The 21,466-nt window shown below is 42.7% G+C and carries 21 protein-coding genes; 10 read left to right on the top strand and 11 right to left on the bottom strand.

Going from position 1 to position 21,466, the window contains the following annotated elements; translation table 11 throughout:
* Window positions 1-15 precede the first annotated feature (15 nt).
* From C3B73_RS07945 to tkt, 6 genes are all read left to right on the top strand, one after another.
* The gene (locus C3B73_RS07945) at window positions 16-813 is read left to right on the top strand and encodes a ParA family protein (protein WP_103665067.1); all 798 of its coding nucleotides are present in this window, start codon (window positions 16-18) and stop codon (window positions 811-813) included.
* Window positions 814-825: 12 nt separating this feature from the next.
* Window positions 826-1,767, top strand: a complete 942-nt coding sequence (locus C3B73_RS07950; protein WP_103665068.1) for a ParB/RepB/Spo0J family partition protein — start codon at window positions 826-828, stop codon at window positions 1,765-1,767.
* 22 nt (window positions 1,768-1,789) lie between these two features.
* Window positions 1,790-2,371 carry a DUF5683 domain-containing protein gene (locus C3B73_RS07955; protein ID WP_198597308.1) on the top strand — a complete coding sequence of 194 codons (582 nt, stop codon included), beginning with the start codon at window positions 1,790-1,792 and terminating at the stop codon, window positions 2,369-2,371.
* Between the two features lie 7 nt (window positions 2,372-2,378).
* The gene (locus C3B73_RS07960) at window positions 2,379-3,080 is read left to right on the top strand and encodes an LOG family protein (RefSeq protein ID WP_103665069.1); all 702 of its coding nucleotides are present in this window, start codon (window positions 2,379-2,381) and stop codon (window positions 3,078-3,080) included.
* Window positions 3,081-3,209: 129 nt separating this feature from the next.
* Complete coding sequence (locus C3B73_RS07965) at window positions 3,210-4,244, top strand: tetratricopeptide repeat protein (protein ID WP_103665070.1); 1,035 nt, start codon at window positions 3,210-3,212, stop codon at window positions 4,242-4,244.
* A gap of 150 nt (window positions 4,245-4,394) precedes the next feature.
* Entirely contained in the window at window positions 4,395-6,401 is a 2,007-nt protein-coding gene (gene tkt / locus C3B73_RS07970; protein WP_103665071.1) for a transketolase, read from the top strand.
* Between the two features lie 7 nt (window positions 6,402-6,408).
* Here the strand turns inward: tkt and C3B73_RS07975 are convergent, their stop codons facing one another.
* From C3B73_RS07975 to deoC, 5 genes are all read right to left on the bottom strand, one after another.
* Window positions 6,409-7,557, bottom strand: coding sequence for a PP2C family protein-serine/threonine phosphatase (locus tag C3B73_RS07975; protein ID WP_103665072.1), 1,149 nt, complete (start codon window positions 7,555-7,557; stop codon window positions 6,409-6,411).
* A gap of 120 nt (window positions 7,558-7,677) precedes the next feature.
* On the bottom strand, window positions 7,678-8,232 hold the full coding sequence (locus C3B73_RS07980) for an SPOR domain-containing protein (RefSeq protein WP_103665073.1): 555 nt from the start codon (window positions 8,230-8,232) through the stop codon (window positions 7,678-7,680).
* A 6-nt stretch (window positions 8,233-8,238) separates the two neighbouring features.
* Window positions 8,239-9,108: an aldehyde dehydrogenase family protein gene (locus tag C3B73_RS07985; RefSeq protein WP_103665074.1), complete on the bottom strand. Its 870-nt coding sequence runs from the start codon at window positions 9,106-9,108 to the stop codon at window positions 8,239-8,241.
* 99 nt (window positions 9,109-9,207) lie between these two features.
* The gene (locus C3B73_RS07990; RefSeq protein ID WP_103665075.1) at window positions 9,208-10,710 is read right to left on the bottom strand and encodes an aldehyde dehydrogenase family protein; all 1,503 of its coding nucleotides are present in this window, start codon (window positions 10,708-10,710) and stop codon (window positions 9,208-9,210) included.
* Between the two features lie 35 nt (window positions 10,711-10,745).
* The gene (gene deoC, locus C3B73_RS07995) at window positions 10,746-11,645 is read right to left on the bottom strand and encodes a deoxyribose-phosphate aldolase (RefSeq protein ID WP_103665076.1); all 900 of its coding nucleotides are present in this window, start codon (window positions 11,643-11,645) and stop codon (window positions 10,746-10,748) included.
* A 203-nt stretch (window positions 11,646-11,848) separates the two neighbouring features.
* Here deoC and C3B73_RS08000 point away from each other — a divergent pair, with 203 nt between their 5' ends.
* On the top strand, window positions 11,849-12,250 hold the full coding sequence (locus C3B73_RS08000) for a DUF1761 domain-containing protein (RefSeq protein ID WP_103665077.1): 402 nt from the start codon (window positions 11,849-11,851) through the stop codon (window positions 12,248-12,250).
* A 99-nt stretch (window positions 12,251-12,349) separates the two neighbouring features.
* Window positions 12,350-13,822 carry a potassium/proton antiporter gene (locus C3B73_RS08005; RefSeq protein ID WP_103665078.1) on the top strand — a complete coding sequence of 491 codons (1,473 nt, stop codon included), beginning with the start codon at window positions 12,350-12,352 and terminating at the stop codon, window positions 13,820-13,822.
* A 27-nt stretch (window positions 13,823-13,849) separates the two neighbouring features.
* On the opposite strand, the gene C3B73_RS08010 is transcribed toward C3B73_RS08005, so the two are convergent.
* The 6 genes from C3B73_RS08010 to C3B73_RS14150 all read right to left on the bottom strand — a co-directional run bounded on the left by C3B73_RS08010 (window position 13,850) and on the right by C3B73_RS14150 (window position 20,065).
* A complete protein-coding gene (locus C3B73_RS08010) occupies window positions 13,850-14,113 on the bottom strand; it encodes a hypothetical protein (RefSeq protein ID WP_103665079.1) in 264 nt (87 codons plus the stop codon).
* Window positions 14,114-14,352: 239 nt separating this feature from the next.
* Complete coding sequence (locus C3B73_RS08015; RefSeq protein WP_103665080.1) at window positions 14,353-16,383, bottom strand: cation:proton antiporter domain-containing protein; 2,031 nt, start codon at window positions 16,381-16,383, stop codon at window positions 14,353-14,355.
* Window positions 16,384-16,579: 196 nt separating this feature from the next.
* On the bottom strand, window positions 16,580-18,628 hold the full coding sequence (locus C3B73_RS08020; protein ID WP_103665081.1) for a S9 family peptidase: 2,049 nt from the start codon (window positions 18,626-18,628) through the stop codon (window positions 16,580-16,582).
* 108 nt (window positions 18,629-18,736) lie between these two features.
* Complete coding sequence (locus C3B73_RS08025) at window positions 18,737-19,291, bottom strand: DUF427 domain-containing protein (RefSeq protein ID WP_103665082.1); 555 nt, start codon at window positions 19,289-19,291, stop codon at window positions 18,737-18,739.
* A 120-nt stretch (window positions 19,292-19,411) separates the two neighbouring features.
* Window positions 19,412-19,897, bottom strand: a complete 486-nt coding sequence (locus C3B73_RS08030; protein WP_103665083.1) for a TspO/MBR family protein — start codon at window positions 19,895-19,897, stop codon at window positions 19,412-19,414.
* Between the two features lie 42 nt (window positions 19,898-19,939).
* Window positions 19,940-20,065 carry a hypothetical protein gene (locus C3B73_RS14150; RefSeq protein WP_269801002.1) on the bottom strand — a complete coding sequence of 42 codons (126 nt, stop codon included), beginning with the start codon at window positions 20,063-20,065 and terminating at the stop codon, window positions 19,940-19,942.
* Window positions 20,066-20,286: 221 nt separating this feature from the next.
* Between C3B73_RS14150 and C3B73_RS08035 the strand changes: the two genes are divergently transcribed.
* Complete coding sequence (locus C3B73_RS08035) at window positions 20,287-20,748, top strand: single-stranded DNA-binding protein (protein WP_103665084.1); 462 nt, start codon at window positions 20,287-20,289, stop codon at window positions 20,746-20,748.
* Between the two features lie 73 nt (window positions 20,749-20,821).
* Window positions 20,822-21,466, top strand: a 645-nt coding sequence (locus C3B73_RS08040; RefSeq protein ID WP_103664703.1) for an IS1595 family transposase, incomplete at its 3' end; no start/stop codon positions are given.

Genomic DNA, 21,466 nt, shown 5'->3' on the forward strand with positions numbered 1-21,466 from the left:
ATAAAGCAGGATTTAATGGGAAAAGTAATTTCAATTGCCAATCAAAAAGGTGGAGTAGGAAAGACAACTACGGCAATTAACCTGGCTGCCAGTCTGGCGGCTGTGGAACATCCAACGCTTGTTATAGACATTGATCCCCAAAGTAACACAACGAGCGGTTTAGGAATTGATACCAAAACGGTGACGAACTCAGTTTACGAGGTCATGATCGGAAGTTCTGAGATCGATGAGACCATTCGTCAGACTGAATTGGATTTTCTGGATCTGGTGCCATCACACATCAACCTTGTTGGGGCTGAGATCGAGATGATAGACAGGGATCAGCGAGAAAACATTCTAAAGCGTGCGATCGAAGAAGCTCGAGAGAAGTACGATTTTGTGATCATTGATTGTCCGCCTTCATTAGGGCTTCTTACGATTAATGCATTAACGGCATCTGATTCCATCGTGATTCCGGTGCAGTGTGAATATTTTGCCCTGGAAGGTTTGGGGCAACTTCTGAACACGATCAAGATCGTTCGGCAACACCTGAATCCGGAACTGGATATTGAAGGCGTTCTTTTGACTATGTATGACACGCGTACACGACTCTCGAATCAGGTGGCTGATGAGGTAAAGCGATATTTTGACGACCGGGTGTTTAAATCAGTTATAGCACGAAATGTGAGGCTGGCTGAGGCTCCAAGTTTCGGAAAGCCTGCACTGCTTTACGATTCTACAAGTGTCGGTGCTAAAAACTATCTTGCACTGGCCAGAGAGATCATCAAGAATAATAAAAAGCTATTCAAGAACAGCCCGGTTCTCACAGATTAAGATTATATAATTATGGCGACTAAGAAAGTTTTAGGGCGTGGATTAGGTGCTTTTTTCCCTGAGTATCGTGACGAGGATAATGCAGGGGCGGGAGAATCTGCATCAAAAGAAGAAGGGGTAGAGAAAAGTTTTGTCAAACCGGAAGACAGGGTAAATATAGTTCTTTTTGTTCCGGTTGATCATATCCGGAAAAATCCCCATCAACCGCGTAAGGAATTTGATGAGGAAAGACTTGAGGAACTGGCCGATTCTATAAGTGAGCATGGCCTCATTCAGCCGATCACTGTTCGATATATCGGTGAGAAAAGGTTTGAGCTCATAAGCGGTGAACGTCGCTTGAGAGCTGCCAAACTGGGTGGATTAAAGGAGATACCGGCGTTTATCCGTGAAGCGGATGATGAGCAAAGCATGGCCTTTGCCCTTATCGAAAATATTCAGCGCGAAGAGTTGAATCCACTTGAAGTCGCTTTGGGATATAAGCGGCTTCTGGAAGAATTTGATTACACACAAGCTCAGGTAGCTGAAAGAGTGGGTAAGAACCGGACGACTGTCACGAATATGCTTCGGCTGTTAAATCTGCCTGATTTTATTCAATCAGCCCTAAAATCAAATAAGATCTCCATGGGGCATGCCCGTTCATTGATCACCATTGAGGATGAAGAGGTTCAGAAAAAGATCCTTGATAAAGTGGTTGAGGATGGTATTTCGGTGAGACAGATCGAAGAGGAAGTCCGCAAGATCAGTGCCCCTTCAAAGAGTACAGGAAGTAAAAAGAAGACAGAAAAAGATCCTTCAAATGATCCCTTTTACAAAGATATTTCTGCCCGACTAAGACGCACATTCAGTACCAAAGTGAATGTGAAACCTAAAAAAGAAGGTGGTGAGATCAGGATCGAATACTATTCGGATGACGACCTTGAACGCATATTGGCAATCCTTGATACGGTTGAATAGTATCATTTTTCTTGTGTTGGTTATGATACCTTTTGAAGGTATTGCCCAGCCGGTCACGTTCCAGAATTATGATCGATCAACAACTTCATTCCTTCCAGATAACATTGCTGTTGAAGCCTCAGTTGAGGAATTCCCTGATCCAAAAAAGGTACTGAAACGGTCACTGATGATCCCGGGCTGGGGACAGGTAACCAACAAACAAATTTGGAAAGTACCCATTGTTTATGGTTTAATAGGAGGACTAACTTATTACAGCATTCAGCTTCATAGCAATTATCAGGATTACAGGGCGGCTTATTACAATTTAAATCCTAATACACCGGATGATTTCAAATTTGGTCCCACTCCTGATTATATACCGGAATCCTCAAGCCTTGAAGCGTTGAGACAAAACCGAAATTTTTACAGGAATCGAAGAGATCTTGTTTTTGTATTTGTTGGACTCTCTTATGCGTTAAATGCAATAGATGCCTATGTGTTTGCTCATTTACGGTCGTTCGATGTCAGTGATGACCTGTCGTTTAAATCAGATTTCGAAACGATTCCAATTGCTTACAACGCATACCGATCGGTTCCAACAGTTTCACTAACTATCAATTTTTAAAGAGAATATGACAAAAGAAGAACGAGAATTTCAGAATCAACATCAGTCCAAAGGCTTTGACCGTGATATTTGGAGCGTATTCAAGATCATGGGGGAGTTTGTGGAAGGATATGATAAACTTTTTCAGATCGGGCCGTGTATATCCATTTTCGGTTCAGCGAGAACAACCCCTGAGAACGAGTATTATCAACTGGCTGTTGAAACTGCCGATAAGATAACCAAGAAAGGATTTGGAGTGATCACAGGTGGGGGGCCGGGTATCATGGAGGCCGCTAATAAAGGGGCTGAGCTCGCGGACGGTAAATCGGTTGGACTGGGTATCAGTTTGCCATTCGAACAGGGAATAAACCAGCATGTGGACCCTGATTTCATGATCAATTTCAATTATTTCTTTGTTCGAAAAGTAATGTTCGTGAAGTATGCACAGGGATTTGTGGTATTTCCAGGTGGTTTCGGTACCCTTGATGAACTTTTTGAAAGTTTGACGCTCATTCAAACAAGAAAGATCGACCAAATTCCGATCATACTGTTTGGAAGTTCATATTGGGAAGGATTGGTCGGATGGATGGAAAAAACGATGAAAGAGTGGGGGACCATTTCTGATAAGGATACGGATCTGTTCCATGTAACCGATTCAACCGATGAAGTCGTCGATATCATCTGTGACTTCTACAGTAAGAAGGAACCAATGCCAAACTTTTATTTTTAATAATGGAACAAATGGTTCTCATTTTTGATAAAAAATACTAAAACGTAAAAAAAGCAGTTATTAATTTAACATCAGTGTCATTTTTTATTAAATTCGGCGCTGCAACTAACGATAAAACTCAATATAGATATGAAGGTTTTTAAAATAAGTTTACTTGCTTTGGTCTTAGGGCTAACAGCAACCTCTATTCAAGCTCAAGACAGGACGCAGGCAGTTCAGCTTTACAATGCAGGACTTGAAGAAGCGCAATCCAATAATTACGATGCTGCTATCTCTTCTTTTGAACAGGTTATAACTATGGCTAATCAGTTAGGCCCTGAAGGTGAAGACCTCAAGCAGAATGCTGAAGGTCAGATCCCAAAAATGTATTTTGCAAAAGCCCGTGGTTCATATCAGGCCTTTCAGCAAAGCAAGGATCTTGCAGACCTGGAGACGGCAATTAATGATTTCAGGGAAGTGATCGCTGTTAGTGAAGAATATGGTGATACCCGATATGCGCCAAGTGCAAAGGGAGCGATTCCCCAGTTATACTACAGTAAATCTGTATTACTTTACAGTCAGGACGACGTAGCCGGATCTGAGGAAGCGGTTGATCAAGCATTGAATCTGAATTCAAATTATGCAGCTGCTTACTATCAAAAAGCCAAGATCTTTAAGAAATTAAATGACACCAATGGTGACGGAATTATTGATCAGGGAATTGATGATATGTTAGAATGGTATGACAGAGCCATTCAGGTTGGTGATGCAACAGATAAAATGAACATCTCTAATAGAGCCAGAGAAGCTGCTCATGATGAGTTATTAGCTGTTGGTTCAAGAGCTATTACAAATGGTGAAATAAGTACTGCAATTGAGACCTTGACCAAAGCTCTGGATTATGACAACAGCTCTGCTGATGTGCACTACCGTTTAGCTGAAGCAAACAATAAAAACAGTAATGCCCAACAAGCGATCGAACATGCCAATCAGGCTCTTGAGCTTGAGAATGGTGGTAGAACTGACAAAGCCAAGATCTACTTTGAGTTAGGATTTGCTTATCAGACACTTGGAAACAAAGCCAATGCCTGTGATGCATTTTCAAATGCCCTTTATGGTTCTTTCAGAGCTCCTGCCGAGCATAAAATGGAATTTGAGCTGAAGTGTGATTCAACAGCTAAGTAAATTAGCAGAATGAATTATTTTAAAAGCCGCGTTTTATTAAACGCGGCTTTTTTTATGCAATAAATTTATAAATCCTTTTCTTCCAAAACCCTTAATTGGTATCTTGGATGCCATTCTAAATCGAACTCCTAAAAATAACTACAGCTGTTTATGCCCGCTTCAAAACTTGATCAACTTTGTGTTAATACAATCCGAACTCTGTCTATAGACGGAGTGGAAAAAGCCAATTCAGGACATCCGGGCATGCCAATGGGTATGGCAGATGTAGCGTATGTTTTGTGGACCAAATTTCTGAAGCATAATCCCAAAAATCCTGACTGGTACGACAGAGACCGTTTTATTTTGTCAGCGGGTCACGGTTCTATGCTCATTTACAGTTTACTGCATTTAACAGGGTATGATCTCAGTCTTGAGGAGATCAAAAATTTCAGGCAAATGGGAAGTAAAACTCCGGGGCACCCTGAATATGGCATGACACCGGGAGTTGAGACCACCACAGGTCCGCTGGGTCAAGGTTTTGGAACCGGTGTAGGAATGGCTATAGCGGAACATTTTCTGGGAGCTAAATTCAATAAAGAGGACCACAAGATCGTGGACCACTATACCTATGCAATTGTCAGTGATGGGGACCTGATGGAGGGGATATCACACGAGTCGGCTTCCATGGCGGGGCATATGGGGTTAGGTAAACTTATTTATCTGTATGATTCAAACAGGATATCTATTGAAGGCTCCACTGATATCACTTTTACTGAAGATGTGACTAAGCGATTTGAAGCTTATAACTGGCATGTGATCGAAATTGACGGTCATGATCATGATCAGATCACTTCAGCTATTGAAGAGGCTCGGTCCGTTCAAGATAAACCCTCACTGGTTGTATGCAAAACCCACATTGGTTTTGGCAGCCCAAACAAACAGGACAAAGCATCTTCTCACGGTTCACCCTTGGGAGAGGAAGAAATTAAATTAACCAAGGAAGCTTACGGATGGGAAAATGAGGAAGCTTTTCATATTCCGACTGAAGCCTTAACCAAATTTCGGGAGGCTGTAGAAAAAGGAAAAGAGGCTGAAGAACGGTGGAATTCAGCTATGAAAGTTTATGAGGGTTCTTTTGCAAAAGAAGCCGGACAATTCAAGAAATGGATGAGCCGAAAGCTCTCCGATGAGCTTAAGAATAAACTTCCGGTATTTGAGGAAGATGAAAAAGGCATGGCGAGTCGCGCTGCGTCAGGAAAGGTGATCAATGCAATCAAGGATGTGGTTCCGAATCTGTTTGGCGGTTCTGCAGATCTTGGGGGTAGTACCAAAACCGATATAGAGGGTTATGGCTCTTACATAGAGGACTCTCCAACAGGTCGAACGGTACATTTTGGCGTGAGAGAACACGGTATGGGGGCGGCTGTTAACGGCATGGCTCTGCATGGAGGAATGGTCCCTTACGGTGCCACTTTCTTCGTATTTACCGATTATATGAGGCCGGCTATCAGGTTGGCGGCATTAATGAAAGTACCCTCAATCTTTGTCTTGACGCATGATAGCATCGGGTTAGGGGAAGATGGTCCAACTCACCAACCGGTTGAGCATTTAGCAAGTTTGAGAGCTATGCCAAATGTTACCATACTCAGGCCTGCAGATGCCAATGAAACGTCCCATGCATGGAAGGCTGCACTTGAAAACCAAACCGGACCAACCTTGTTGGTATTAACGCGTCAAAACCTTCCAACCTTGTCTCGTAACGAATCTAATAAGGCAGAATTGGTACAAAAAGGCGCTTACATCTATTCAGAATCGGAAGGGGATACTCCGGATACTATTTTGATCGGAACCGGTTCTGAGCTTCAGTATGCTATTGAAGCAAAAAGTTTACTGAAGGAAGAGGGAGTAGATGCCCGTGTAGTAAGTATGCCAAGCTGGGAGTTATTTGAAAAACAAGATGCCACCTACAAAGAGAAGGTACTTCCTGCAATGGTAATCAACAGGGTGTCTATAGAAGCCGGTTCCACCTTTGGATGGCAGCGTTATGTTGGTGAAAAAGGTACATCCGTGGGGATTAATTCGTTCGGAGAATCTGCCCCTTATGAAGAACTATACAAGCATTTTGGAATCACAACGGATGCTGTTGTAGAAGCAGTGTTGGCTAACAACCGAAGATGATCTGAATTCAGGAAGATCTCATTGGGCGATGTACACAGGTAAATGTGATATCGTCCAATGGATTTTCGTTTCCTATAAAGGCTTCCAAAGAGGACTGAACCTTACCTATGATCGTTTTTGCATGGAGTGAACCATAGATCTCGAGAAGAGATTCAATTCTTTCCTCCCCGTATTCCTCACCATGATTATTTCTCGCTTCGTTCAGGCCATCTGTGTAAAAGAAAACGGAGTCTCCGGGTTTAAAGTGAAACTTCTTGACCTCCATATTCTGATCCAGAAGTTTGGTGGAAGTCATACCAAGTGCGAAGCCGTTTGATTTGAGCTTATAAGTGACATCTCGCTCTTTGTTATAATACACCGGTATGTTATGCCCGGCACGGACGTATTCAAAATATTCCTCATCATTAGGGAAGTAGGCCACACACCCGGTCACGAAAGTTTTATCCCGGCTATTACTTTTTATGTAGTTATTTAACTGAAGAAATAATTCTTTTGGTGACGGTTTTTCTTTTTCAATGATCATACTCACCAATGCCTGAAGCCGGACCATGTATAGAGCGGCACTCAATCCCTTACCTGAAACATCTGCAATAACAACATAGGTGCCACCTTCTGTTTCTATGACATCAAGGTAATCTCCACCCACTTCCTGAGCGGTATGTGCAAAGGAATAGACTTCTAAGTTTTTCTTATTTAAGGATGTTCCCGGAAGCAGGCTTAGCTGGATCTCACGGGCAAGATCGATCTCTTTTTGGACATCAGATTTTTCCAGCAGTTCGATCAGTAGCAGCATAAACATAGAAAGAAACCCAAAGGGAAGAAGCAGATCTCCAATAAAGAAATAAGGCAGTAAACCAAAGAAACTCAAAAGGTAATGAGCGACAAAGCTGACAGATCCCAATCCAAAGATCAGTCGCCTTGTTGGGTTGAGGCGCTGGGTTAGATCTGAGAACAGGCGAAGGAACTTGACATGCCCGGGTAGCTGCTGCCCCTGTTGTCGTTCTATATCTTCAACGGCTTCTTTATAGACCAGCTTGAGGCGCTCGGTGTCTGCCGTTAACTCTTTTGAGAACCTTTCCCGGCTCATACCGGATACATATTCCTTGTAGAATTTTCTGGTTCCGTAACCGGACTGTGCTTCGTTCTTTAAACCCAATGGTACCTGATGTTTACTTAATTTTGTTTTCTTCTTCGTAATAATACACAAAAAGTTGAGTATTAATCACAAGGATTTAACAGGCAGAGTTCAGGGCTGATTTTTTGGGAGTAGTCTGAATTACTGATCTTCCTTTCTGATCAGTTCGATGGTAGTGGTATCGGCAGGGACTTTTTCGGGATTCACATTATCATAAACCACCCAGGCATCCTTGAAATATCGCTTCACGAGGTTAGAAACCTGAATAGCTTTGTCTCGGTTATGAAAATCACCAACATGCACCCTGAAATAAGGAGTTTTGAAAAACACATAGGTATCGGGTTGGTAACCGGAAAGGGTGGTATCTGCCCAGGCTCTGAAGTTACCGGCTGTAGTATCGGCACCTGTGACGTCTTCGCCTGAAAAGATCTGTATCCGATATCCTTCGTAGATATTTTTTTGAACTTCCTGCTTAACCTTAATGCGGTTAAAACCCTCAGGTATCTTATTCTGTTTGTTGGCATAAGCATCAGCTAAGGTAGTCCGCAAAGAAGCGAGCATCTCATCATTTGATGAATCTTCATCAGTGAACCGGGTTTCTTTCCCATCAGTATCATCAGATAGGCTTTGCTCGGTAGTTGAACAGCCATAAGTGATCAAAAGAAGAACAGGGAATATTAACAGAAGTTTTTTCATAGTTATTTAAAATCCTACAGGGTGCCAGGTCGTTTTAACTTCCTGAAAATCAGTTACGAAATATGGGGATTGTGAATCCTCGTGATACCAATCTTTTATCATTCGTTTGACGACTCTCTTAACGTTCAAAGAGGCGTTTTCATCTATTAGTTTTTTCATGTCGGATGGTAATTCATCCGTGTAACACATGGCATTTACATCCATATGAGAGCTAAAATGTTCCGATAATTCTTCACGAGAACCTGTGAGGATATTTACAACACCACCAGGTACGTCTGATGCATTCAAAACTTCAGCAAAGCTAATAGCCGGTAACGGGAATTCCTCCGAAGCCAGCACCACGCATGTATTACCCCCGGCAATAATAGGAGAAATAATTGAGACAAGGCCCAAAAGCGGACTTTTTTCCGGTGCGAAGGCAGCAACCACGCCTGTCGGTTCAAGCATACTGAAGTTAAAATGTGAACTGGCTACCGGGTTGACCGATCCAAAAACCTGTTGGTATTTATCAGTCCAGCCGGCGTAATAAATAAGACGGTCGATGGAGGCATTGATATCGGCTTCAGCTTCAGCCGTTTTAAAACCAATAGGACCTAATTCCCGCATAAATTGATCACGTCTGTCTTCCAGCATTTCGGCAATACGGTACAGAATTTGCCCTCGGTTGTACGCACTACGGCTGCTCCACCCATTAAAAGCACCACGGGCGATCTTAACTGCATCCCGAAAATCCTTACGGGAACCCTGACAGGCATTTGCCAACAAATTTCCATCTGAGTCAAGGGCTTTGTAGGTTCTGCCCGATTCACTGCGGGGAAAATTCCCGCCTATGTACATTTTGTAGGTTTTCTTTACATCTATTCTTTCTTCAGCCATGATCAATATTTGTTAATAGTGTAATGGTAAATCGGTTATTGGTAATATCTAATAAGGGAACGTCACCAATAACTTTGAACCTTTAACTAGTCTGTTAGTTTAATTTTTGATGTATGCTGCAAGTCCGTGCATTCCACCCTCACGACCAACACCACTTTCCTTGTAACCTCCGAACGGTGAGGTTGGATCGAACTTGTTGTAGGTATTCGCCCAGATCACACCTGAACGCATCTTGCTTCCTACTTTGAATATCTTGGAGCCCTTATCTGTCCAGACGCCGTTAGCGAGGCCATAAGGGGTGTTATTTGTCTTTTCAATGCCTTCTTCCGCTGTTCTAAAGGTTTGAACCGTTAGAACCGGGCCAAAGATCTCTTCCTGAACGATTCGATTGGATTGGGAAACGTTGGTAAAAAGAGTAGGGCGAATGAAGTATCCATTATCAGGAACCTTGCAATCACATTGATAGATGTCGGCGCCCTCCTCAACACCCAGTTCCAGATACTTGTTTACTGTTTCAAATTGTTCCTTAGAGTTGATCGCTCCGACATCCGTATTTTTATCCAAAGGATCACCAACAATAAGGGTTGCCAGTCGGTCCTTAAGTTTTTGAATTACCTTATCAGCGATACCTTCCTGAACCAACAGGCGAGAACCGGCACAGCAAACGTGTCCCTGATTGAAATAAATAGCATTGATGATGCCTTCCACTGCCTGATCGATCGGGGCATCTTCAAAGATCAGCATAGCGCCTTTACCGCCTAATTCCAGGGTGTATTTTTTATCAGTACCGGCCAGCGAACTTTGAATGAGTTTACCCACTTTGGTTGAACCGGTAAAGGCGATCTTATCAACATCCTTGTGATTAACGATCTCGGCTCCGGTTTGTCCGGCTCCTGTAACAATATTCACCACGCCATCGGGCAACCCACAATCTTTCACTAACTCGGCAAATTTAAGCGCGGTGAGTGAGGTGGTTTCAGCAGGTTTCAGAACCACGGTGTTACCTGTGGCAAGGGCAGGAGCGATCTTCCAGGCAAGCATCAGCAAAGGGAAATTCCACGGAATGATCTGCCCGCATACACCAAGAGGTTCAGGTTGTTTACCGGGAAAGGCATATTCCAGTTTGTCTGCCCATCCGGCATAGTAGAAGAAATAGGCCGCAACCAAAGGAATATCCACATCGCGGGATTCACGGATCGGCTTGCCGCCGTCCATACTTTCAAGAATTGCAAATTCCCGGGCTCTTTCCTGGATCATACGTGCGATCCGATAGATGTATTTTCCACGTTCTTTGGCAGAAATACGAGACCATTCACCCTCAAACGCTTTTCTGGCCGCCTTAACCGCTTTATCCACATCTTTTTGAGTGGCTTCAGCAAACTCAGTGATAACCTCTTCATTGGCAGGATTGGTACTTTTAAAATATCGCCCCTTAGAAGGTTTCACGAATTTTCCATCAATGAATAGGTCATACTTTTCCTTTACCTCAGCAAAATCAGAATCCTGTGGAGCAGGGGCATATTCCCATACAGAGGCAAAATCCAGCTTAGAATTGGGAGAGGTTGGTTTGTAAGGAACGTCTTTGGTTTCAGTATTGGACATGACAGTGGATTCTAAAATTGAAAACGTTGAAAAATTTAATCGTTACTAAAGTAATTCAGTGATTGGTACTGACCGGTTTCCTGTTTTACGATCTGCATCAGAATATCATTTGTAAGGGAGCTGGCTCCAAATCGGAAATAGTGTTTATTCAGCCAGGCTGCGCCAAGGGTTTCTTTAACTAATACCAAATATTGTATGGCTTGTTTCGCAGTTCGGATGCCACCGGCAGGTTTCATGCCGATCATCTTATCCGTTTTATAGTAATAATCCCTTATGGCCTCAAGCATGACCAGAGTAACCGGTTGTGTGGCAGCAGGACTCACTTTTCCGGTTGAAGTTTTAATAAAATCAGCCCCGGCATGCATAGCGATATCGCTTGCCTTTCGAACATTCTCAAGGGTTTGAAGTTCACCGGTTTCTAATATCACTTTGAGGTGAGCCTCTCCACAGGCTTCTTTTACAGCGGCGATCTCATCAAAGACCAGGCTGAATTCTCCGTTTAAAAAAGCCCCACGACTGATGACCATATCGATCTCATCGGCTCCTTCTTCCACAGCAAAGCGTGTATCATCCAACCGATTAGATAGTGGAACCTGTCCGCTTGGAAAAGAGGTGGCCACACTCGCTACATTGATATCGGTTCCTTTCAGTTCTTGCTTGGCTATTCCAACCAATCGGGGATAAACGCATACAGCTGCAACCGTAGGAAGATCAGGCATGGCAGGGTAGGGCTGTTTAGCTTTTTTGCACAACTGGCGAACCTTACCCGGAGAATCACTCCCTTCAAGGGTGGTATGGTCGATCATACTCAAGGCAAGTTTAAGAGCCTGAACTTTTGAGCCCTTTTTGATACTACGGGAGTTTAGGCGGGCCACCCGCTCGTTTACACCGATCTCGTCAATTGGTATCGTCTGATTGAAATCAGGATATGTCATAGTGAATTCTTGTTTCAGCGTTAATTCAGCACTAAAGGTAAGAAAATTAAGACAAAAGCAGAGCTATTAACTCTTGTAATTATGTATTTAATAGCAACTATTGTAGGAACCCAAGTTTTTTTGTTAATTCGTAAAGAGTGGGTGCAAAAACACAGGAAGGGTTGGGCAGCCACTTATTCCACAATAATTAACGGAGGACATACATGGAAGGTGTAACAATAAACTGGTTAGCCGTTATAGCGGCTTCTTTGGTTGGATTTGCCATAGGCTTTATTTGGTATGGGCCACTCTTTGGTAAGAAATGGATGGAATCTACCGGTCTTACAGAAAGTGATCTTAATAATGGCGGTATGGGTAAGGTCTTTGGATTTACCTTTCTTTTTCAATTTGTAATGGCCTACTGCCTCGCCATGTTCTTTGGTAATGAGGTGGGGTTAGAAGAAGGAGCCTTTTATGGATTTCTGGCAGGATTTGGATGGGTGGCAACAGCCATTGGAGTTAATGCACTTTATGAGAGGAGATCCTGGAAATATATTTTTATAAACGGAGGATTCTGGGTGGTCGTCTATACCTTGATGGGATTGATCCTGGGAGCCTGGAAATAACTTCTTGTGTACCATAATTGGTAAAGCCCGTACTATTTGTTGTTAGTACGGGCTTTTATATTTTATTTCTTTATATCTCAATAATATTAAAGCCATTGAATGACGATTTCTCTTTACTTGCTTACCGGAGCTTCATTACTACTAATCAGTATCATTTCGAGTAAGCTCGGAAACAGGTGGGGAATACCCGCTCTTCTTATCTTTTTGGGAGTTGGAATGTTAACCGGTTCAGACGGTCTCAATCTGGTTTATTTTGATGATTATGAGATCGCACAGTCATTAGGCATAATAGCATTGATCTATATTTTATTTTCAGGTGGTTTAGATACTCGCTGGAAAAAAATTCGGCCGGTAATTGTCCCCGGTATTTCACTGTCAACTTTGGGAGTATTGGTTAGTGCGCTTATTGTAGGTGGGGCTGCAATTTGGATACTCGATTTTTCAATTCTTGAAGGTATTTTACTAGGTGCTATTGTTTCATCTACGGATGCTGCAGCTGTTTTTTCGGTGTTGAGAGGGAAAGCTATAGGGTTCAAGTATCGTCTTAAAGAACTGATGGAATTTGAATCCGGAACAAACGATCCTATGGCGATTTTTCTTGCACTTGGTGTTATTCAATGGATGGTTTTACCTGATTTTGGAATACCTGATCTTCTCATTCTTTTTGTTCTCCAAGTTGCCATAGGGCTGGTTGTCGGTTATCTGTTTGGAAAAGCTATTACGTGGCTCATCAATAACATTCACTTAGAGTATGAAGGCCTTTATCCGGTACTGACACTCGCACTGGTACCTTTAATATATTCTATTACCGATCTACTTGGAGGTAGCGGATTTTTGGCCGTATATCTTGCCGGTTTAGTTTTAGGTAATTCAAATTTCATTCACCAACGTAGCTTGATGAATTTCTTTGACGGAATGGGGTGGTTGATGCAGATCACAATGTTTTTGACTTTAGGTTTACTGGTATTTCCGAATCAAATCATGGATATCTGGGTAGAGGGATTAATTATTGCCGGTGTTTTGATCGTTTTTGCTCGCCCGGTAAGTGTATTTATTTCATTGATGTTTTCTTCCCAAAAGTCCCGTGGTAAATTGATGGTATCATGGGCCGGATTGAGAGGGGCAGTTCCGATCATCATGGCTACATTTCCTTTAGTTGCCGGAATTCCCAATGCGGAACTTATCTTCAGTGTGGTTTTCTTTGTAGTAGTCACATCTGTAATTATTCAGGGCCCAACCATTCCCTGGGTAGCCCGAAAATTACATGTTGATACTCCTGTAATCCCAAAAACAAAATTTCCAGTCGAATTTGAGCCTTCCGTGGATGTAAAAAGTGCTATGAAAGAAGTGGAAGTTGCTGAAGGTGATCCGATAGTTGGAAAATATGTGATCGATCTTGAATTTCCGGATAATTCCTTGATTGTGATCATAAATAGGAAAGGAAAATTTTTGGTACCCAGAGGGGTTACTCAAATACAGGTTGGTGACAAGCTACTTATCTTAGCCAAAAAAGAAAAAATGCATTACATACGTCAAATTATTAAAGGAGAGTATGTACCAACAAAAAGCTAATGTCTCGTTTAAAATTATACTATAGACTTACTTTAAAGTAGCTTTTTGGACTGAATGATCATCCACTTTAATATTTTTGCCGCTAAACTGTGAGTTAACTTCCGTTACTGTTGGCGGATTCTTAGCTAAATCAGAAGAGGTATTCTGTGGGATGTGAGGAGTAATAAGAAGGATAAAAGCCAAAACTAAAGCACCGAAAGATAGAGCTACGACATCATTTGGGTTCTTATCAAAATGAGCTTTTATCGCCGCACTGAGTTTTTGAGAGATCGTGGTGAGTAAAGTTTTCATAACAGGTGCATTGGTTAAACACTACATAAAGTTAACAAACTCTAATATTAAAAAAAATTAATATTAGTTGAGCTACTTCATTTACTTCCATTACATAGTATTAAGAGTTATCACCACGTGTTTTGTTCCAAAATGAAATGTTAAAAGTTATGACACCTGTCAAAATAGATGGAATTTAGAAGGTAATCTTTACTGAAGATTTATTGAGTTTCTAAAGAAAAGTAAAGGATCAAGGTGACTCAGCTCTCCCTGAGCTCTTCAGGCATATCTTGTTCACGGAAGATCTCAGCGGCTTCGGCAAAGCGATCAGCAAGTCCTACCATAATAAGCCTGTCACCGGGTTTAAGGGTAAATTCTCCGGCAGGATTACCAAAGTTATTTTCCCCGCGATGAACGGTCAATACGGTGATCTGATAACGATTTCTGAGCATCAGTTCACTTAAGGATTTACCGGCTGCAAAAGAACCTTCCCTTACTACAACAGCCCGGGTATGAAGGCCTTCTTCATCCAGGCCCTGAAGCACCATAAGGTGAGCTTCCTGTATGCTGCCACGGATGATCTGATAATCTTCTTTACGCAGGTCACGGATGTGCTGCTCGATCTCTTCTTCAGAGATCATATAGGATTTCAAAACGTTGGAAAATAACCGAACCGTGGTCTCCATTTCGGCCGGTACTACCTGATGGGCTCCGGCCTGTTTCAGCTGTTCAGCTTCAGACATATATCGGGTTCTGGCAATAACCTGTATGGTGGGATTTAAATAATTTGCCAGCTTGATGATCCTTGGGGTAACTCTTGGCTCATTTATGACCACTACACAAAGTTTGGCTTTATATACTCCGGCATGCTCAAGAATATGAGTTCTTGACGCATCACCGTAAATAGCTTTTATGCCATTTTTCCGCATTTCATTAACGGATTGTGGATTCATTTCAATGACAACAAATGGAATGCCGGTTTCACTGAAAACTTTTGCAAGGTTTCTTCCGGCCGGACCGTAACCAACAAGAATTACATGGTCTTCAAGATCAGTGGATTGAACTTCATCCGTTGAATCTTCCCGGTTTGATCCCAGTTTTCTGAGGGGCGTTTTTGATAGGAGTTCACCTACATTTGGGCTCACTTTTAACATAAGAGGAGTAAGTAGCATGAGTAGAACAGATACTGCTATAAAGGTTTGGGAGCCAACTTCGCCAAAACCCCCGGGAGTTAATCCGGCAGCCCGACCTGCCCTTTCCAGTACAAAAGAGAATTCACCGATCTGTGCAAGTACGAGACCGGTAGCTGCGGCAACCCTGACCGGGTATCCCAAAACTAAAATACTAGCTGAACTGATTATGAATTTAAGAAGTAAAATACCGAAAGCAACTCCGAGCAGAAGCAGAGGGTTATCGAGTACAAACTGAAGGTCAAGAAGCATACCGACTGAAACAAAGAACACCGCGTTGAAAATGGTTTTCAATGGAAGGATCTCACTCAGAGCGTGATCACTGTAATGACTTTCACTTACAACCAATCCGGCAAGAAAAGCCCCAAGTGCCAGGCTTACTTCGGCCAGATTTGTAAGGGCAGCAGTACCAAAACAGATGGCCATGACAGTCAAAAGAAACAGTTCCTGCCGCCGGGTTTGAGCAACCTTTTCGAGGATCCAGGGTACTATTTTTCGGGCAGAGAATACGACCAGTGCGATCAATGCGATGGCTTTGCCTAATACCCAGAAGACATCTGAAATGGAATCACTCTGACCTGAAAGTATAGGAACCAATAACACCATGGCAATAATGGCCAGATCCTGAAAGATCAGAACGGCCAGTGAAAGTCGGCCAACCGGTGTATCCGTTTTTCCTTGTTCACTTAACAGGCCCAAAATGATAGCCGTTGAACTCAGTGCTACCAAACACCCTGTGTAAATAGCGATCTTATAATCCACCTGAAATAAAAGTAAAATGCCAACGACCGTCGCAATGGTAAAGATGACCTGAAATCCACCCCCAACCAGGATGGCATTTCTGATACGAGCAAGCTTCTCAAGACTGAATTCTATACCAATGGTGAAAAGGAGTAAGATGATACCGATCTCAGCCAGCATATCCACCAGTTCTATATCCTGAACAAGGGCCAGCGCATTGGGACCGATGATCACCCCGGCAATAAGAAATCCGGCAATGGGAACCAGTTTGATCTTATAGCAAATGTATGCAATGACAACGCTGACCAGAAACAGAGCTACAATTTCATTCAGAAATGGAAGGCTTACCGCAAAGAGCATTCAGTTAGTTTTTGGATGGATTTTCATTTTCGAAAAGATATCGATTAGGAACTGTTTTAAGAAGAAATTTTTAAGAGAAAACTATTCTACCCCTAAAAATAAAAGAGTCAGTTCATTTGGTAGCCTGAACTGACTCTCATCAACCTTAAAAATGTTAGGTCATATTAAGCCTTACGGGAAGGTCATTGCAACAGATCTAATTTTTGTACCTGTCGAACCATCCAACAATGTAACCAACCTTGCGGATCAGGTTACTTGGTTTACCGGCAATACCATGACCGGATCCCTGAATTCTAACCATGACGGCATCAATGTCCTGAATTTTGAGTGCGGCATAATACTGCTCGGTTTCACTCATGGGAGTCCGGTAATCCTGTTCACCGGTTAGCAGCATAGTTGGAGTGGTGACGTTGCCCACCAGCGAAATAGGGGAGCGTTCGAGGTATTGTTCGGGATCTTCCCATGGTCGCTTAGAGAACCAATACTTACTGTAAAACGCAGCTCCATCAGCTGTTAGGGCAAAACTGTACCAGTTTATGACCGGTTTGGCTACAACGGCAGCTGCAAACCGATCGGTCATACCGATCGACCATGCGGTAAGTACACCACCACCGCTACCCCCGGTGATAAATAAATTATCTTCGTCAATATAACCCTGATCGATCACATGATCCGTTGCGTCCATTAAGTCGTTATAATCCTCACTCGGGTAGTTGAGATTGATATAGGATGCAAACTCAGGTCCATAGCTCGTACTTCCCCGGGGATTTGTGTACACCACAACATAACCACGGCTTGCCATAAGTTGTAACTCAGGGGTAAATTGAGGTCCATAACTGGAGTAAGGACCTCCATGGATCTCAAGGATCATGGGGTATTTCTTATTTGGGTCAAAATCAGGAGGAGTGATGATCCAGCCCTGAACCTTGAAATCATCTACAGAGCTGTTTACCCAGAATTCTTCAACCTTACCGAGTTTGTTAGACTTCAGGAACTGCTCATTCAAATTGGTGAGAACTTGCGGTGCCATTCGGGTAGGAAAATGTGCAACTCCAAGTTCGGCGGGTTTCGTTGGAGAACCTACAGAATAAGCTATTCGGCCATTGTTAGCCACTGAATAGGAGCCTCCACTGTAAGGTCGTCCAATGGTTGCGCCACTCAGGCTCTCTACTACAGTAGTGTGATCACCGTTCAGTTTGATATTCCCGACCTTACTGTCGCCTTCTTTAGTGTAACCAAAAAAGATAGACTTACTGTCTGCCGCCCAGTTGATCGATGAAATATCCTGTTCAACATCATCCGAGATCTTACGGATATCAGATCCATCACGGTTCATGATATAAAGATCCGTCAGCTGGTATCCTACAAACTCATCCTTGTAGCCGGTATAGGCGATCAATTTACCATCGGGAGAGATCTTTGGGCTTCTGTGTGGTCCTCTTTTATCGGTGATCTGTGTCATTGCACCGGTTTCGATATTCATCTCATAGATCTGTTCATTGTTTGGATCAAGGTCTGCATTCCCGGATCGGTCTGAGGTAAAGATGATATGCTTACCATCGGGGGCCCATGAGGCAGAACCATGGTCGTAATCACCCTGAGTAAGTTGCCGGGGTGAACCGCCATTTGCAGAGATCACAAAAATATGATTGTGGCCTTTTTCAACATATCCGCCACCATCTCTTCGGTAAACAACGTCATCGATCACCTGTGCTGATTTTTCCCACTGGGCTCCATCGGGGGGTGAAGGCAGATCTGCAATACGCTGTGAAGAAGATGCCGGTACAAATTTTGAGAACAGGATCTGACTGCCATCGGGTGACCACCTCAGATTACCGGGACTTTCGGTCAGGTTGGTTAGGGAAGCCGAAACGCCCGTATCCATCCATCGTACAAAGATCTGATTCGACCCTTCTTCACTGGAAGTATATGCGATTCGGTCGCCGCTTGGTGACCATGTGACATTACCATATCCTGATTTACCGGAGGTAAGTGGTCTGTGATCTTCTCCGTTGAACCCGATCGTCCAGAGATTGACCATTCTGCGGTCGGTCATGACATCAAACTGATGCCTCTGATAGATGATAGTATTTCCGTCCGGAGAGATCTCAGGATTAGCGACCATTTGCAGGTCGAAGATATCCATGTAGTCGAAGTGAGAGTCCGGAACCTGAGCCTGCAGGTAACTAAAACCTGTGATCAGGATCACTGAAAGAGTAAGTAAAAGAGGTCGTATTTTTTTCATGAAGAGCTCATTTAATTAGATTTACGGTATGATAACTCCAATTCCTCAGTTCTGAAAGCTATGAGAAAGGACTTTATTTTAAATGATGTGAAAAGTCGTGCAGGAAGTTTACAGGTAGGTCTCGTCAGACTCACCTTTTATGGGGCCAACGATCTCTTTTGTAACCCATCCGCCATAAAAATTCCCGGGTTGGGGTTTAACGTGTTCCCCGTTCAGGTAACAGTATAATTTGGAAGGGAAAAAGGCAAGATGGCTTTTGATCTTCGTGTATTCTTTATTTGGCTGAGGGTAACACCAACCTGCTCTTTCAATTATCTTCTCATCTACCACAACATTCCAGAAAATAGCCTCGCCCTTCCACTCACAACGGGTTACACCCTGTGATTTTTTTAAGTAAGTACTGTTGATGTCTGCTTTTGGAATATAGATGGCCGGTGGGTTACCGGTTTCTTTCACTTTTAGAGCATTGGTACTTCGGGCAATGATCTTGTTTTCAAATATCACCAGAACTTCACGGCTTTCAGGTTCAATGGCAGGAGGTCTCGGGTAATCCCAAACTGATTCCTGTCCGTCTTTTGGTTCCAATGCAAAATCAGGTCGCTTTTGGCCGTAATACTTCCACCCGGTCAGTGATTTCTCAGCCCCATTCTTCTTCGTCTTCATTTACCCAAAGTAGATTTAGTGTTCATTTAATACCCATAACTAATCTTACCGTAATGTTACAATAAAAATATTACTCTATTGTAAATTTTCTTTACGTCTCAAAAACCAGAAAACACTGAACTAATTGAGCAGGTAAATGGAGAAATTCAGGATCGAGGCAAAGCTGACCCATAGCAGGTAAGGGACTAACAGCCAAGCTGCCAATGGCTTAAGTTCTCTGAAACGAAGCATGGTCAAAATGATCATTCCCAATAGAAAAAGTATCTCTATAAAAGCTAAAAGTGGACTCTGGAAACCAAAAAACAAATAAGACCAGATCCCATTGAGCATGAGTTGTATCCCAAATACAGATAGGGCATGTTTGACATCCGTTCGGTTCATGCCTTTTTGCCAGATCATAGCGGCTGAAATTCCCATCAGAATGTAGAGAGTGGTCCATACGGGACCGAATAACCAATTGGGAGGGTTAAATGAAGGTTTATTCAGAGAAGCATACCAACCGGGAATGGCATCCAGAGTAACAGTACTGGCGGCCAGTCCAACTAGGTTACAAATGACAATGGCAATTAGGATCTTAAGCCAATAAGGTAAGCGATCTGTATTCATGATGATCCGTAATAAAATGAATGAATACAGTAAGGTACATATTTAGTAAGAAAGCAGTAACAAAAATATCACTGAGATCAGTAGTAAAGAGACTTTTACTTTTTGTTTGATCTCATGATTCTCATGCTCTTGTTCGAGATATTCTTCCATAATCTGTTCACTTATCATAGCAATCGGTTTAGTGATTTTAATACAAGAGCCACAAACAGAATGAATGTTACAAATTTGAGAGTAAAGACCGGCAGAAGTGCAATGATCTGAATGCTAAATCAACATTTTAATCATTAAGTATGACTTAATGATTTCAGGAATTTTAAAATTTTTTTGTAAGGAATTCCTCTGAACTAACTCTTACATTGCAAACAAATAACAAAAAAACAGGATACGACATGAGTTCACTTAACAAAGCAATGATAATAGGGAATCTGGGTCAGGACCCGGAAGTACGTTACACACAATCGAACACAGCCGTGGCTACACTCAATATTGCCACGAGTGAGAGATATAAAGACAGTAATGGGGAATATCAGGAAAATACAGAATGGCACCGCGTGGTTGCCTGGGGCAGAACCGCTGAGATCTGCCAGCAGTACCTGACCAAAGGTTCAAAGGTATATATTGAAGGTCCAATCCAAACCCGACAGTGGGAAGACAAAGATGGACAAAAGCGTTATACAACCGAGATCAAGGCTCTGCGCATGGTGATGTTGGATAGCAGAGGCGAAGGCGGTGGAGCCCCTCAGGGTGGCAATAAACCACAAAACCAAAGTCAGGGTGGTGGTAAGCCCATGAACAGTAACGTTGAGTTGGATAGTAACTTCGATAACATGGATGATGATCTTCCATTTTAGATCACCTATGTTATTATGAAAGGGTCTTATGAAGTATAGCATGTTATAAAATCTTGTAACATATTGCTATACAATGAATAACAAGTATTATAAACGGTCACATATTTCAGAAGCTAAATTTCGGCATCTGATCAAGTGTTTTTCGTTAGATTTAACCGCAACGGAAACGGCTGAGTTAACCGGCATTTCATTGCGATCGGTTACCGTGATCTTTGACAAACTGCGCCATCACATCGCTCGATGGTCTGAGCAATCGGCTCGGATCCAAGGCATCATTGAGGTTGACGAGTCTTATTTTGGTCCACGACGAATTCCTGGTAAACGAGGACGAGGAGCTTCGGGTAAAACCATTGTCTTTGGCATTTTCAAACGTAAGGGCAAAGTCTATACCGAAATTGTCCCTGATGCAAGAAAAAAGACACTCCAGTGTATTATACGTGGAAAAGTGGCCCCGGCCAGTGTGATTCACAGTGATGGTTGGCGAGGCTATAATGGCCTAGTGGATGTGGGCTATGACAAACATTATCGTGTTCAACATGGCCAGGATGAATTCGCCAATTCCTCGAGTCACATTAATGGCATTGAATCTTTTTGGAGTTATGCCAAACGCCGGTTGGCTCAATTTAATGGGGTATCGAAATCTCATTTTTATGTGTATTTAAAAGAAACTGAATATCGCTTTAATCATCGAAATCAAAACTTATACAAGATCTTACTG

Source organism: Gracilimonas amylolytica (assembly GCF_002911695.1).
Taxonomy (GTDB): Bacteria; Bacteroidota; Rhodothermia; order Balneolales; family Balneolaceae; genus Gracilimonas; species Gracilimonas amylolytica.